Below are 14,895 nucleotides of genomic sequence, written 5' to 3' on the forward strand. Positions count from 1 at the left end.
TATCAACAGCACTAACTTCAATGGAATTTTTCTCATCTGTATTCCCATAGTACGTATTCTAATATGGACCGCGCGTTTTAAAATCAAGTTAGCCACTTTTATTACAAATTTGGGACAATAAAAAACATCAAGAACAGATATCCTGTATCATTGAAGTTCCAACACAAACAATGAAAGAGGTATTGTCCTGATGCATGAACAGGATATCACACGTCGTCAACCAGGTCATCATTTGTCTCAAATGGAACGCGGTAGAATTGCAGAACTTTACGCCACCGGCACCTCCAAACGCGAAATTGCTGCCAAAATTGGCGTCTGCCATCAAACCATCAATAATGAGATTGACCGAGGGACTGTCAAGCAGGCTAAGCGCATTAATGGCAAACTGATCTATCATACGGAATATAGTCCTGAAGCTGCTCAGACGCGCTATGAGACCGCACGTCTGAATTGTCATAGGCCGGATAAATTCGCCGCTACAAGCCACTTCCTGGCCTGGTATGTTAATCAGGCCAAGACTGAAGACTGAACACTGGTCACCTGATGCAGCCGTTGGCGCCGCACGGCGAGCCAAGCTATTCACCCCTGAGGAGATGGTGTGCACAACCACTTTATATCGCTACATCGATGATCAACGCTTAGAAATTCGGAACATCGATCTCGTGGAGAAGGCAAATCGGCGGACCAAGCAACACAAGAGCACTAAGCATAAGCGCCTAGCCGGCCGCAGTATTGAGAAGCGTCCTAAGGCTGTCGAACGCCGCAAGCAGTTCGGACATTGGGAGATGGATACCGTTGTCGGGAAACGCAATGGCCGTGAGAGCGTCATCCTTAGCCTGATTGAGCGGAAGACTCGTTGCCAACTTCTCCGACTGATCGAAGGCCGAGACTCGGACTCTGTGGGGTTTGCGTTACGAGAAATCAAGCTTGAGTGGGGTGACTGTCTGCGCACGATTACCGCAGACAATGGCCCGGAGTTCTCGACTCTGAATAAGGCCTTTGAGGACACAGATACAGACATCTTCTACGCGCATTCATACACCTCATGCGATCGCGGCTCCAACGAGGCCCACAATCGCATGATTAGACGTGACTACCCAAAAGGCGAGTCGCTGGATGATGTTAGTCCCAGCCAGGTGCTGGCTACCCAAGACCGTCTTAACGGGCTTCCCCGGAGAAAGCTAGACTACCGTAGCCCCCAGGAGTGTTTTGAGACCGAAGTGCGCCGGACTCGGCGTTCAGCACAACACGTAAGCTAAACAATGAACAACTCATAAGATAACAGGCTGTTCTTGGGAGTGTCTCAACACCCCGGCTGACTTGTTCTTGCAATTTGGGAAAAAGAAGTTTACGGTTATTATGTAAACTAAAATAAAATAGCCGCTTTTGTACGCTGCTTGAGCCTACACGGATCGTCACACCAAACGCGAGATGACATTAGTCCGCTCTTCTTTTTTCTACTCAAATTTAAGCAACGCCTAAAGCGACACAAAGTACCATTAATCATACAAGGAGGACTCGTTGTGAAACCTGCAAAAACTAAGTTTAGTGATGTCCCTGATGGCAGTATTCATCAATATGATCAGATTTTGAAATATTTTAATGATCAACCAGCCGATCAAACGAAACCGCGTGGTAATCGGATCACATTTGTCACAACTGGCATTATCGGTTTTGATGGCGGTCAAACAACGATGCTGCATCTAGGTACGCTGCTGGCCAACGCCGGTTACGATGTCTACTATTTAAGCTATGTCCCACAAAGCCAAGACGAAATGATTCAGAATGCTGAATTTAATTATCCCGGTTACAAAGGAACCTGTCTGCCAATGGGCGAACTTGAGTCCCATCGTTCCGATATTTGGGTCGCCACGTTATGGGAATCCGTTTATGTGATCAAGAACAAACCGGGGTACAAAATGTATTTTGTTCAAGATTACGAACCGTATTTCTATCCATATGGCGATCGCTATCAGATGGCGCGACGAACTTACAGTCTAGGCCTGCACATGGTATCGCTTGGTCCATGGTGTGCCCACATGATCACCATGCATTGCAAGGTTCACAGTCCTATTGATGTGATTAACTTTCCTGTCGATGTCGCACGATATCCATTCAAGGAACGCGACATGGGACCTTATGAACAAAAAAAACAAATCAAGCTTGCTGTCTATACCAAGTGGAGCAGCCCGCGGCGCGCACCCATCAACATTCAGATTGTCCTCGAAAATTGCCGCCAGTTACTGCGCGCCAAAGGAATCGATCTCAAAATTCAATACTTCGGTACCGACCGCAGCAAACGCTTCATCAATGGTGAAAACCTTGGTAAGCTGACTCCCCCGGAATTAAATCGACTTTACCAAAGTGCTGATTTCGGGATCGCGCCATCTATGACCAATTTTTCGCTTGTCCCTTATGAAATGATGAGCACTGGCCTGCCACTCATTGATTTTAAGGAAGGCACAGGAAGCTACTTCTTAAAAGACGGGACCTATTTTGCCAGTCATCTTGATGAACGAGATCTGGCCAAAACGCTTGCAAATGCTTGTGCCAACCCTGACACGATCAGCAACCAAGTCCAAAATGGTCAAGCCTTTCTTAAAACGATCGGCTGGGATCGAACTGAAAAAGACATGCTGGCGACCATTGCAAACCTGTGGATGTAAGCTGATTCCTGAGACAACTTTTAAGAGAGGGTATAATGAATAAATCATCTCTCAAAAGGAAGGAATTTTTACATGCCAACTCGTTACGACAAAGAATTCAAACAAAACATTATCAACCTATATAAGCAAGGCGAATCAGCTGCCCAACTGGCCAGAGAATATGGCATTGGCTATTCAACAGTTCATAAGTGGATCCAGGGCCAGGCCAAAACTCAATCCGGTAAATCGCCAGACGAAATCAAAGCGATGGAAAAGCGACTGGCTTCGCTGTCTGAGGAGAACGAAATCCTAAAAAAAAGCCCTAGGCTTTCTTGCGCAGAAGTAACCAATATCTTTGATTACATTCACCAAGAAAGCCATCACCACCAGGTAACCAAGATGTGCCGAATCCTCGGTGTTTCCAGAGCTCAGTATTATCGTTATCGATCCCCCAAACCTTCAAAACGCCGGGCCGAAGATGCGGGCTTGAAACAACGGATTCTGCGGATCTTTGCGGAATTTAAGCAGCGATACGGTGTTATGAAGATCCACCATGAATTGAATCTGGAACTTCAACCACTGCAGCTTCGGTGCAGTCCACGACGGATTTCCCGGCTCATGAAGGAACTGGATATCCACTCCGTTACCGTCAATAAGTGGAAAGCGGCTTCGGCTTCCAAAACCAAGGTTGAACAGCGTCCCAACTTGCTTAAGCAGGATTTCTCGACCACTGGTTTAAATCAAAAATGGACCGCTGATATGACCTATATTCAAACGAAGCGTAATGGCTGGTGTTACTTATCAACCATCATGGACCTGCACTCACGACGGATTATCGGCTATTCGTTCTCAAAAAAGATGGATACTGATTTAGTCTTAAAGACCCTTGAAAGCGCGGTTAAAAATCGAACCATTACTGGGGACCTGATTATCCATACGGATTTAGGATCACAGTATACCAGCGATGATTACAATCAACGTTTAACTGAGCTACATATCCGCCACTCATACAGCCGTAAGGGTTGTCCGTATGATAATGCGCCAATGGAATCCTTTCACGCTTCCCTCAAAAAGGAATGTGTTTATCCAGTGCCGGTCTTTGAAGATTATGAAACTGCCGCTGCCGTCCTTTTTGAATATGTGCATGCTTTCTACAATAGGAAGAGAATTCATAGTTCACTGGGCTACCAGACCCCCTTACAAGTTGAAATTGCAACACTTACGAGCCAAATGGCCGCCTGACTTAATGCTTTCCAGGGTTCAAATAAGTTATTAATCGCAATTAATGATTTATTTGAGCTGTGGAAGGTAAACGCGGTTCTGAATGTCTCTTAAAATCTGTCTCAAATATTGACTTCAATCCAATATGAGTTCATGATTGTGTCAGGACAACTTTTGGCCTTTGTTTTTAATGCTATTTTGGGCACAACTTTGGGACACATTCCCGGCATTTGGCGTTGGATGCTCGTATTGGCGACCATACCGGCCATCATTTTATGGATAGGCATGAGCTTTGTGCCTGAGTCACCTCGATGGTTAGCAGCAAATGGTAAATTGGATCAAGCGTTAAAAGTATTGCGTGAAATCAGAACAGAAGCACAGGCTAAAGATGAAATGGAAAAAATCAAAATTTCATTGAAATCAGCGCAGGAAGTTGGAAATGCTTCGATTAAGGATTTAAAGATTTCCTGGATTCGGCGCTTGGTCTTAATCGGCATTGGGTTAGGCATCATGCAACAAATTGTCGGGATTAATGTCATGATGTATTACGGCACGACGATTTTGCAAACAACTGGTTTCGGACAAAATGCGGCATTAATTGCGAATATTTTAAATGGTGTGACGTCTGTCGTTGCAACCATTGTGACTATGCATTTGATGAGCAAGTTTAAACGACGACAAATGCTTTTAACTGGTATCAGTGGAACATTGTTTTCGCTGGTCGGCATTACGTTAACTAGCCATTTTCTAAATGGCAGTCCTTTGTTACCTTATGCGACAATTCTGTTGACCATCATTTATTTAGCCTTTTTCCAAGGAGCCGTAGGGCCGCTAACTTGGTTATTATTGTCAGAGATTTACCCAGCCCGTCTTCGTGGATTGGGCATGGGCTTTGCGACCTTCTTCTTGTGGATCAGTAACTTCTTTGTCGGTTATTTCTTCCCAGTTATGTTGGCAGGACTGGGCATGTCGAATACCTTCCTAGTTTTCGTTGGCGCCAATATTCTCTCATTGATCTTTGCTTGGAAATTTGCTCCGGAAACCGCAGGCAGATCTTTGGAAGAAATTGAACTGGATAATAAAGGCTCTGCGTCAACTGGTGTTGAAGAATAAATTTATCATTTGAGGCGGTTCTCCATTTGGGGAGCCGTCTTTGTCATGTTATGCCGTGATTTGGTAGATTCGTTTGAAGAAGTTCAGCTGATTCTTGAAGCCAAAACAGGATCGTTTGAGTGACTTGATGAGGCAGTTAACGCCTTCGATCGGACCGTTGGAATAAGGGCTGGTGACAGCGGCGAGAACAGCGACTTTGTGTCGCTTAAGCGTCGCGATCGTCATGTCCATTGCCGTATCGTTTGGCTCGTAAGTAGCTAACAGGTTTGCCAGTTCCGCGGGATGTTTCTTCACCATCAAAGCATCATGAAGCGCTAAGTAGGTCTCGTAGGTTTGCTTGAGCTTGGGCTCAGTATCAAGTGCGATATCGATGGCCTCCTGTTGCGTGACGTCTTCATTCAAACCAAACAGGAACTGTTTGTGTTTAGCGTCAGGCGCAGTTTGATGAAAAAGCCGCCAGTTTGTCTTCATGATCTTATAAGGACGGCTGTGCTTGTCATCAAGCTGTTTGAGCGCTTGGACGCGTACCTGATCAAGGGCACGAGCCGCAAGTTGAATGATATGGAACCGATCAATGACGACTTGGGCCTTGGGGAAAACCTCATGAATAATCGTCTGATAAGCTGCATTCATGTCCATGGTGACCGTCTGGACCCGAGTGCGTTCAGCGAGTGAATAATGAGCGATGAAGAAGTTTTTAATCGTGCGGTTGAATCGGTCACCAAGCAAGGCAATCAGACGATGTGAATCGGCATCAAGACAGATAAACGACATCATGCCATGAGTGGAACGGAACTCATCAAAGCAGAGTCGCGTGGGTAGCCGGCGAGCCGGTCGGAGTTTGAGATTTTGGTCAATGATCCGTTGAACCGAGGAGGCTGAGATTCCGATAATACGGGCGATGGTTTTGACTGGCAACCGTTCATGCGCTAACTTCATGATTCGTTCTGTCATGTGAGCGGCGATCGTGTGGTTGGGTTGCACGAGTGGCGTCTTGGCACTGACTGTGTGGTAACAGTTATGACAGCGCCATCGTTGCTTGTGCAAGTCAATGACTGTCGGCATTTCAACCCCGTTGAGGACGCGCACGTGGGCCGTGTAAAACCCGTTAGGGTGCAAGGCCTCAAAGCCACACAGTGGGCACCGGGTTAACCGGTAAGTCAGCTCGGCATCAATCACATGATACGGGGTCAATGGAACATCCATACGAAAAGTAGCGGTAGGATCCCGAACAAAAAATCAGAAACGTTGATTTAACAGCGTTTCTGATTTTTTATATTGGCTTTATTTAAAAAGAGCTCTGGAACATTCGTACGAAAAGTAGCGGTAGACTTTAAAAACCGAACAATCTTATTTTTCGTCTGCTTCATCCAATGGTCTTAAATGACCATTTTCTAACGCTTCATTATATTGGAACGTGTACTTACCGACAAAGTTAATGTGTTCAAACATCAGTGGCGATAATTTGCCGATCATGTCGTCAGAACAATCAAACCCTTCTGATTGCATCTGCGTCACAATCTTTTCCAGGTAAACGGTATTCCAATAAATAATGGCATTCGTGACTAAACTGAGAGCGTTTAGTTGTTCTTCCATACCATCAAAATACGTTTGATAAAGCTTCCCTTTCCGACCATAAAAGATGTTTCGACAAAGCGCGTGCCGAGCTTCACCTTTATTTAGCTGTTCCAAAATTTGACGCGCATAAATCTCATCTGAAAGATAGCGTAATTGATGTTTCGTTTTATAGACTTTGCCGTATTCAGTAATCGCTTTACCCAAAGCGGTTGGGTGGCCTTCACGTTGCAAGGCCTGAGTTAATTCTGTCGCATTGACCTTACCAGACTTTAACGAACCGGCCACGCGTAAAATATCCTCCCAATGTTCTTCAATCAACCTTAAATTAATGCGGTTTTGAGACACCCCATTTAAGACTTGATAATCAGCGGTCGAATCAATCCGCCATAGCTTGGTTCCCTGACTATTAGCAATTCGGGGACTGAACTGAAAACCTAATAGGCCAAATAAGCCAAAGACTAAATCGCTATAACCGGCGGTGTCGGTCATAATCTGAGTGGGTTCCAAACTGCTGCCTTGATTTAAAAAGCCTTCTAATAGGTAGAGAGAATCTCGTAAGGTCCCTGCAACCACCATGCCATGAAAGCCGATATATTGATCAGAAACAAAATTGTAAAAAGTAATCCCGCGACCGCGGCCAAAGTATTTTGGATTGCTACGAGAATATAAAGACCTTTGGGGGGTAACGTAACGAATGCCATCGGCCGAAGCCATTTGACCGTCGCCCCAGATGAGCGCACTTTTTAATTTTTTATGCGCGTTAATAATGCGGCGATTGGCGGCGGCAAGGGTATCAATTCGCAAGTATTGATGGTCCACGTACATTAACCGATCGTATTTTAGACTATTTGAACTGTTTTTAGCCACTGGCGAAAGGCCAATGTTACAAGCCTCAGCTAATAAAACCGCTAAAATACTAATATCAACGTGTTTCATCTTCGTCCCACTTTCACTAACGTGACTAAAACATTGTGTTAACTGTAACTGTTGGTTAACCTCCAAGAGAATATCCGATAAATCAATTTTGGGAATTAAATGCCGAACCCGACTTTTAAAGGCCGCTTCGTCCTTTTGTTCACGGACTTTGCGTAATTTGGCCACAATAATTTTTTCTTGGCCGTCAACCTCTTTGACCTGGGCCATTTCTGAATCAGCCCAATTTTTTAGGGCCTCGGCATAGGATAAAGCTAAATCCTGTTTCACCGCTTCAACGGCTGCTTGACCAGTCTGCGGTAAATCAAGTTGTTGAATCAAAACGGCCTTTTGTTGACGCCAAGTAGACTTATCAATTAAGCAGGCCATGGGATCAAGATAGCGATTACTTTGCCGGACGTAAATATCATGACGCTTAAGACCATGAACCAGAATCTCGATGCCGGCAATCAACACACACTGATTGGTTACTTGGGGGTTCTCACGAATATAATAACGCCATTTTTTCGGTAGTTTTTCGACGATCTGTTCAAACATCCGATAGGTAACCGGGCGCGGAAACCGTTGGCGAATAAACTCCCAAACCATCAGACAATCTTGGCCATTGGTAGTCCCTTCAAAAACAATAGTGGCTAAAATATCCGGAATGAATTTCCGGAATTTTCGATAAGCATTTAACAGTTCTTCAATGGCAATTGGTTCTCGCTCATTACGCACTAACTGATTAACCTGGGTAACGGCTGACTCAATTATTTCAGGTGGATAAGTTGCTAAAACTTTGTTTCTGAGATCTTGACTGCTGATCGTTTCGTCCATCAATAACCTGACAATCTGGGAGAGCGTTAAAGCTGCATGATCAAAATCTTTAATGGTTCGCAGCCGTTCCTTGGCCTCTTTATTTTTGGCCCGTTTAAAAAGCGCCTCGTAGAAGCGTGAAAGAGCTAGTAATTGTTCATCCATCGCTCGTTTGCGATACTCGGAAACAAAAGCGACCAATAACGCCGTTTGTCTTTTGACGGACATCCGTTTAATCAGACTGGCCTTGGCTTTAAAAGCATAGTTGGCCAGATTCTTTAACTTTCCTGCTGGAATTGCGCCTAATTGCCAATCCTCAGTTTTAAATTGTTGAAACTGTTTTAATCGAGTAAAGCCACGGTTAATTTCTTTGCGGCTTTCATCCATCAAAGGATTTCTTAAGAGATCCATTTTAATGGTGGCCCCATAGATGGGTTCCCCAACGGCAGTTAACAGATTTAAAAGTCGGTCCGTTTCTTCCGCTGAAGGGACGGCCACTAATTGACTATCCAAAAGGTCGGCGGCAACCTCCGTGACCCCATTAACAAAGCGTTCAAAGGTGGTCACCCCTGGTAAGAGAATTTTTTCATCCAAACATTTTTTTAGCAGCATATCAAAAAGTAGTTTTTCGGTTTCGTTTGTAAAACGCGCTCGCTCAAGCAGCCAGTCGTTCAGGCTCGCTTTGACCGCGGGATCAGTAAAGGCTTGATAATGATATTTTCGCTTAATCAGCGCCATATGTTGGCTAATGGTCATTTTTCGCGTGTAGCCTGCTAATGCCCGACCATCAATAGTTAACTGTTTAGCTAAATAATCAATTACCTCAGCTGGGACTTGTTGTAGATTAGTTGGAAAAGTTCCTAAAAATCTAACTGAGCTCAATTGAACGGCAAAGCCTAATTTAGTCGTTGCGGAACGCATTTCATCAATTAACGCGCGATCAAAATCAGTTAATTGAAAATACAGCCGCAGTTGATCGGCAGAAGAGATGCCCTCAAAAGTTCCGAAGCTTTGTTGGTGATGCGGGTTAGTCGGCATATTATTCTCCAATGTTTTTAAAAAACTATAGTTTTTGGAAAGGTTTCGCTATACTTTGATTAGGTTGATTTAACCGGGTTTTGAGTTTTCAAAAACTCATTATCAAAAAGTTTATAATAAACCATTGCCAAAAGATAGCTAAATTTACCCTGGCTATCAAAAAACTAAGGAGTCACTCATGATTATTGGATATGCACGGGTTTCAAAAGATGATCAGAATCTCAATCGCCAAATTGATCAATTAATGGCTTATGGTGCCGAAAAAATCATTCAAGAAAAGTTTACCGGGACCCGGCAAAGAAGACCGGGAATTACCCAGCTTCTCCAAACCATTCGGGCTCATGATGTCGTGGTCGTTGAAAGTATTTCCCGCTTGGGCCGCAATACGTTGGACATTTTAAATCTGATTCAATTACTGCACCAAAAACAAATTAAGTTTGTTTCTTTAAAGGAGCAGATGGACACCGAGACCCCAACTGGTCGAGCCATGCTGCAAATGATGAGTGTGATTGCGGAACTGGAGCGGAATTTATTAGCTGATCGGGTTAAAGAAGGGATTGCGGCCAGTCGTCGGCGTGGCGTGACAGTTGGCCGACCACGAATCGCCCAAGAAAAGTTGGATATTGCCATTCGGATGTATCAAAGTGGTGACTATTCAGTTAAAGAAATTTTGGCCACCAACCAAATTTCCTCAGGAACTTTTTACCGCGAAGTGAATCGGTTAAAACTAAAAAAGCTTAAAAGAAAAGATGACCCATCTGCTTCTCACAACTGACTTCTAAATATTATGGATTCCAAAAAAGATTTACGACCTTTAGTTTTAACAAAGTTGACAAGCCATTGGAGTAGCTCTTATACTATACATAGATGATCGTCTATGTAATGGAAGGAGAAAAAATGGATTATCAAAATTACGTTCAAATGCTAAAAGCAATGGCTGACCCGAACCGCCTAAAAATCATTGATCTGCTTTCATGTGGATCACTTTGTGCTTGTGATATCCTCCAGCATTTTGATTTTTCTCAACCCACTTTGTCTCATCATATGAAGGTTTTGCAAAATGCAGGTATTGTGTTTGCGGTAAAGGATGGGAAATGGCACCACTATTCCCTACAAAAAAGGTTTGTCCAAGAGTTTAAACAGAATACCGACCAACTGTTAGCCGCTGATGAGCACTGCCTTTGCCAACGGTCTGATTGTGAAAAAGATGTTGCCAATTAAGTTTTTTTAAGCAATACATAGACGCGTGTCTATGTAAGGAGCTGAAAAATGATGGAAAAGTATTCGCCACAAGAGATTAATTTAACCAAGTACCTATTTTTTACCGGCAAGGGTGGGGTTGGCAAAACCACGGTTGCCAGTGCCACTGCAATTAGCTTAGCTGATGCTGGTCACCGAGTTATGATCGTTTCCACTGATCCAGCTAGTAACTTGCAGGACGTTTTTAAAGTTAGTTTAACCAATCAGCCAAAGCCGATTCCAAACATTTCCGGTTTGTTTGCTGCCAACTTTGATCCGGTCATTGCTGCGAACGAGTATCGCGAGCAGGTTATTCAACCTTATCGAGGCATGTTGCCCAAAGAAGCCATTCAGAATATGGCTGAACAATTATCAGGCTCGTGTACGGTTGAAATTGCTGCATTTAATGAATTTGCCAACTTTCTAACTAGTTCCAAGATTAATCAGCAATTTGACTATATTATTTTTGATACCGCGCCGACCGGCCATACCTTAAGAATGCTGCAATTGCCTTCTGCTTGGAGTAATTACCTGGATAAGAATGATCGTGGTGCATCCTGTCTCGGCCAACTAGCTGGCTTAAATGATAAGAAAGCTATGTATCAAAAAGCGGTTGAAACTTTAGGCAATCCTCAAGCGACGACTTTGTTTTTAGTTACCCGACCACAAAAAGGCGCCCTTCTGGAGGCACAACGCGCTTCACATGAGTTGGCAGCCTTAAACATTAAGAACCAGCAACTAATCATTAACGGTATCTTAAATCAGCCAACCGACGCAGTTTCTCAGACTATTTTTAAACAACAGCAAGCTGATTTGCAGAATATGCCAGTCACTTTAGACCAGCTACCCAAGTTAGCAATCCCATTGCGAGCATACAACGTATTGGGATTAGCTAATTTACGACTACTATTGAAAGACCAGCAGCCGCAAATCACTGAGGAACCGGTTACTGCTAGTCACTTTCCTGATCTGGATGTTGTCGTGAAGAATTTAGTGCAGTCAAATAAAAAAATTATCTTCACCATGGGCAAAGGTGGCGTTGGTAAAACAACCGTTGCCGTTCAAATTGCCCAAAAGATAGCTGCTCAACACAAAACCGTGCACTTGGCTACCACTGACCCAGCTGATCATTTGAAATACTTCAAAATCACAAGTCCGCTGATCAAGGTGAGCCATATTGATGAGAAAAAGTCTTTAAAAGAATATCAAAACGAAGTTCTCACTACTGCTAAAAAGACCATGAAGTCTAATGATGTTGATTATGTCGCTGAAGATTTGCGTTCACCATGTACTCAAGAAATTGCTGTCTTCCGAGCTTTTGCTGAGTTAGTCGCCCAAAATGATAGTGACGTCGTTGTGGTTGATACGGCTCCGACTGGTCATACACTCTTACTGTTAAACTCGACCCAAAGCTATGCTCAAGAAGTTGCCCATACCTCCGGCAGCGTCCCACAAGCAGTCGTTAATCTGTTACCAAGACTACAAGATCCTAAGCAAACTGAAATTATTATGGTAACGCTACCAGAAGCCACGCCGGTTTATGAATCAATGCGGTTAGATGACGATTTGAAGCGAGCCAGTCTAGCTCATACTTGGTGGGTGGTCAACCAAAGTATGTTGGCAACTCAAACCACTGATCCATGTTTGTTGGCTCGAGTGCAAAGCGAAGTTAAATGGATTGATCAGGTAAAAGAGCTTTCGAATAATCATTTTGCTGTTATGCAATGGCAACCAAATTACGAAAAAACGCTTTTAACGGTTTAATTAATTAAAGGAAAAAAATAATTAATCAGTTTAGGAGGTATCATGCAAGTCTTTTTTGCCGTTGGAATTTTCTTACTCACATTATTATTCGTTATCTGGCAACCTAGAGGATTATCAATTGGATGGACAGCCGTTGGTGGTGCAATTTTAGCATTATTGTTTGGCGTGGTGAGTTTTAAAGATGTTGGAACAGTTACCGGAATTGTCTGGAATGCCACCTTATCTTTCGTGGCTATTATTCTGATTTCACTCATTTTAGATCAAATCGGATTTTTTGAATGGGCCGCCTTACACATGGCTCGCTGGGCAAACGGTCACGGTATTCGCATGTTTATTTTGGTGACCACCTTAGGCGCCGTCGTTGCTGCCCTTTTTGCTAATGATGGGGCTGCTCTGATTCTTACCCCCATTGTTTTAGCAATGGTTCGTGCCTTACACTTTGATGAAAAGCAAGTTTTCCCTTTTATTATTGCCAGTGGCTTTATTGCCGATACCACTTCTTTACCAATGATTGTTAGTAACTTGGTAAATATTGTCTCTGCAGACTTTTTTGGAATTTCCTTTTCAGCGTATGCGTTAAGAATGTGGATTCCTGATCTATTTTCGCTGTTAGGTAGTATTGGTATCCTGTATCTTTACTTTCGAAAAGCATTGCCACGAAAATTTGATGCCACTCAGGTTGCGGAACCCAGTTCTGCACTAAAAGATCAGCGACTTTTCAAGTTTTCATGGGTCGTCTTAATCCTCCTATTGATTGGTTACTTTAGTAGCGGTTTCTTAGGAATCCCCGTCTCCTTTATCGCACTGAGTATTGCGGCTATTTTTCTGATAGTTGGTCAAAGAAGTTCCCATGTTAATGCGATGACAGCGATTAAAGGAGCTCCTTGGAACATTGTCTTTTTCTCAATCGGTATGTATGTCGTAGTCTACGGCCTTCAGAACGTTGGTCTAACAACATTATTATCAGGTGTCATTACCGAAATCGCAAAAGGTGGTCGGTTTGCTGCCACAATGGGCATGGGCTACTTAGCAGCACTTTTATCGTCATTAATGAATAACATGCCGACCGTCATGATTAATGCACTATCAATCAAAGGCGCTGACGTTTCAGGGATCATCCATCATACGTTAGTGTACGCAAACATAATCGGCTCAGATTTGGGACCTAAGATTACCCCAATTGGCTCTTTGGCTACATTAGTCTGGCTACATGTGTTAGCTCAAAAGGGAGTTAAAATTAAATGGGGGACTTATTTTAAAATTGGAATTGTAACCACGATCCCAGTGTTGTTTATTACCCTATGTGGCCTCTGGTTATCATTATCGATTTTTGGTTAGAAAATATAAATCACAATTACTTTGGAGATGAATAGAATGAAAAAAATAGAGCTTTTTGAACCAGCAATGTGTTGTTCAACCGGTGTTTGTGGTCCCAGCGTTGATAAGGAATTGATTCAAACAACGGCCATTCAGCGGTATGTCAGTGTGAATGCACAGGGGCAGGCCATGTTCATTCGTCGTAATTTAGCCCAGAACCCCGATGCCTTTGTTCGAAATCCGATTGTTGCCCAAGAACTAAAACGTCAGGGTATAAATGCTTTACCAATTACGTTAGTGGATGGTCAGTTGGTAAAAACCGGTGAATACCCAACCATTAACGAGTTTAGCAGTTACTTAGACATGGATTTAGTAGCTGCTTTGGTTCACTAATAGTTTAGATGGAGGATTAATGATGACACAAATTTATTTTCTATGTACTGGAAATGCTTGTCGAAGTCAAATGGCTGAAGGATTCGCTAAAAAAATTTTAGGCAATGATTGGCGCGTTGCCAGTGCGGGAGTCGAGGTGCATGGCTTGAATCCATTGGCTGTTAAAGTTATGGCTGAAAAAGGAATAGATATTTCCCAGCAAACATCAAAGTTAATTGATCCCGATTATTTGCTTCACAGTGACCTAGTTGTCACCTTATGTGGAGACGCTCGTGATCGCTGTCCAGTCACCCCACCAACGGTCAAGAAAAAGCATTGGCCACTTCCAGACCCGGCTTTAGCAGCTGGATCCGAACAGGATAGAATAGTAGTTTTTCGGAAGGTCAGAGATCAAATTGAGCAGCAGATTATTGACTTAGCAAAAGTCGGTAACCTCTGAGGAATCAGTAGGTCCGTAACCAATACGAATTTTAAAATAGCGGTAGAAAACCGTATATTCAGATAACAAACATTCTGAGTGTTCGGCTTCCTACCGCTACTTTTCGTATGGATGTTCCATTAACCCCATTAACGCCGCCAAATCGTCCTACTCTAACGGACCGATAGAGGGCATCAACCGTAAGATCAATGAGCTCAAACGTGCTTGTTATGGCTTCTCCAATCAGGCCAATATGTTCACACGCGTCTACCAGCTGATTGCCTAGATTATCTACCACAATAACGTCACGATGGTAGGCTTATTTGTTATGCCTTCAAGTACGATATTCAGACAACACACCAGATTAAACGCCGCAACTAATAAAACAACAAAAAAGATCTCCCACACGAGGAGATCTCCAAAGGATAGAAACTATCCTTC

9 protein-coding genes and 4 pseudogenes are annotated in these 14,895 nt (G+C 43.4%); 11 read left to right on the top strand and 2 right to left on the bottom strand.

Translation table 11 applies throughout. From position 1 onward, the window contains the following. Positions 1-190: 190 nt before the first annotated feature. The 4 genes and pseudogenes from LBCZ_RS13535 to LBCZ_RS13550 all read left to right on the top strand — a co-directional run. Positions 191-1,259: pseudogene (locus LBCZ_RS13535) on the top strand (IS30 family transposase). 264 nt (positions 1,260-1,523) lie between these two features. Then, positions 1,524-2,666 carry a glycosyltransferase gene (locus tag LBCZ_RS13540; RefSeq protein WP_032959341.1) on the top strand — a complete coding sequence of 381 codons (1,143 nt, stop codon included), beginning with the start codon at positions 1,524-1,526 and terminating at the stop codon, positions 2,664-2,666. Between the two features lie 72 nt (positions 2,667-2,738). Then, positions 2,739-3,887, top strand: a complete 1,149-nt coding sequence (locus LBCZ_RS15820) for an IS3 family transposase (RefSeq protein WP_144340552.1) — start codon at positions 2,739-2,741, stop codon at positions 3,885-3,887. A 120-nt stretch (positions 3,888-4,007) separates the two neighbouring features. Further along, positions 4,008-4,979: pseudogene (locus LBCZ_RS13550) on the top strand (sugar porter family MFS transporter); the annotation flags it as partial. Between the two features lie 48 nt (positions 4,980-5,027). On the opposite strand, the pseudogene LBCZ_RS13555 reads toward LBCZ_RS13550, so the two are convergent. Together LBCZ_RS13555 and LBCZ_RS13560 are read right to left on the bottom strand one after the other, a co-directional pair. Continuing rightward, positions 5,028-6,164: pseudogene (locus LBCZ_RS13555) on the bottom strand (ISL3 family transposase); the annotation flags it as partial. 165 nt (positions 6,165-6,329) lie between these two features. Next, positions 6,330-9,323, bottom strand: coding sequence for a Tn3 family transposase (locus tag LBCZ_RS13560; protein WP_032958944.1), 2,994 nt, complete (start codon positions 9,321-9,323; stop codon positions 6,330-6,332). A 178-nt stretch (positions 9,324-9,501) separates the two neighbouring features. Between LBCZ_RS13560 and LBCZ_RS13565 the strand changes: the two genes are divergently transcribed. The 7 genes and pseudogenes from LBCZ_RS13565 to LBCZ_RS15240 form a co-directional block, all read left to right on the top strand. After that, positions 9,502-10,098, top strand: a complete 597-nt coding sequence (locus LBCZ_RS13565; protein WP_003582117.1) for a recombinase family protein — start codon at positions 9,502-9,504, stop codon at positions 10,096-10,098. A 122-nt stretch (positions 10,099-10,220) separates the two neighbouring features. Next, a complete protein-coding gene (locus LBCZ_RS13570) occupies positions 10,221-10,544 on the top strand; it encodes an ArsR/SmtB family transcription factor (protein WP_025013530.1) in 324 nt (107 codons plus the stop codon). 51 nt (positions 10,545-10,595) lie between these two features. Beyond that, positions 10,596-12,326 carry an arsenical pump-driving ATPase gene (arsA, locus tag LBCZ_RS13575; protein ID WP_041084913.1) on the top strand — a complete coding sequence of 577 codons (1,731 nt, stop codon included), beginning with the start codon at positions 10,596-10,598 and terminating at the stop codon, positions 12,324-12,326. A 42-nt stretch (positions 12,327-12,368) separates the two neighbouring features. Next, the gene (locus LBCZ_RS13580; protein WP_025013531.1) at positions 12,369-13,664 is read left to right on the top strand and encodes an arsenic transporter; all 1,296 of its coding nucleotides are present in this window, start codon (positions 12,369-12,371) and stop codon (positions 13,662-13,664) included. 36 nt (positions 13,665-13,700) lie between these two features. Next, the gene (arsD, locus tag LBCZ_RS13585) at positions 13,701-14,036 is read left to right on the top strand and encodes an arsenite efflux transporter metallochaperone ArsD (RefSeq protein WP_025013532.1); all 336 of its coding nucleotides are present in this window, start codon (positions 13,701-13,703) and stop codon (positions 14,034-14,036) included. A gap of 22 nt (positions 14,037-14,058) precedes the next feature. Further along, positions 14,059-14,475 (top strand): arsenate reductase (thioredoxin), encoded by a 417-nt coding sequence (arsC, locus tag LBCZ_RS13590; RefSeq protein ID WP_004563097.1) that lies wholly within the window; start codon positions 14,059-14,061, stop codon positions 14,473-14,475. Between the two features lie 127 nt (positions 14,476-14,602). Continuing rightward, positions 14,603-14,740: pseudogene (locus tag LBCZ_RS15240) on the top strand (transposase); the annotation flags it as partial. Between the last annotated feature and the right edge of the window lie 155 nt (positions 14,741-14,895).

The organism is Lacticaseibacillus casei DSM 20011 = JCM 1134 = ATCC 393, from assembly GCF_000829055.1.
GTDB classification, from domain to species: Bacteria; Bacillota; Bacilli; order Lactobacillales; family Lactobacillaceae; genus Lacticaseibacillus; species Lacticaseibacillus casei.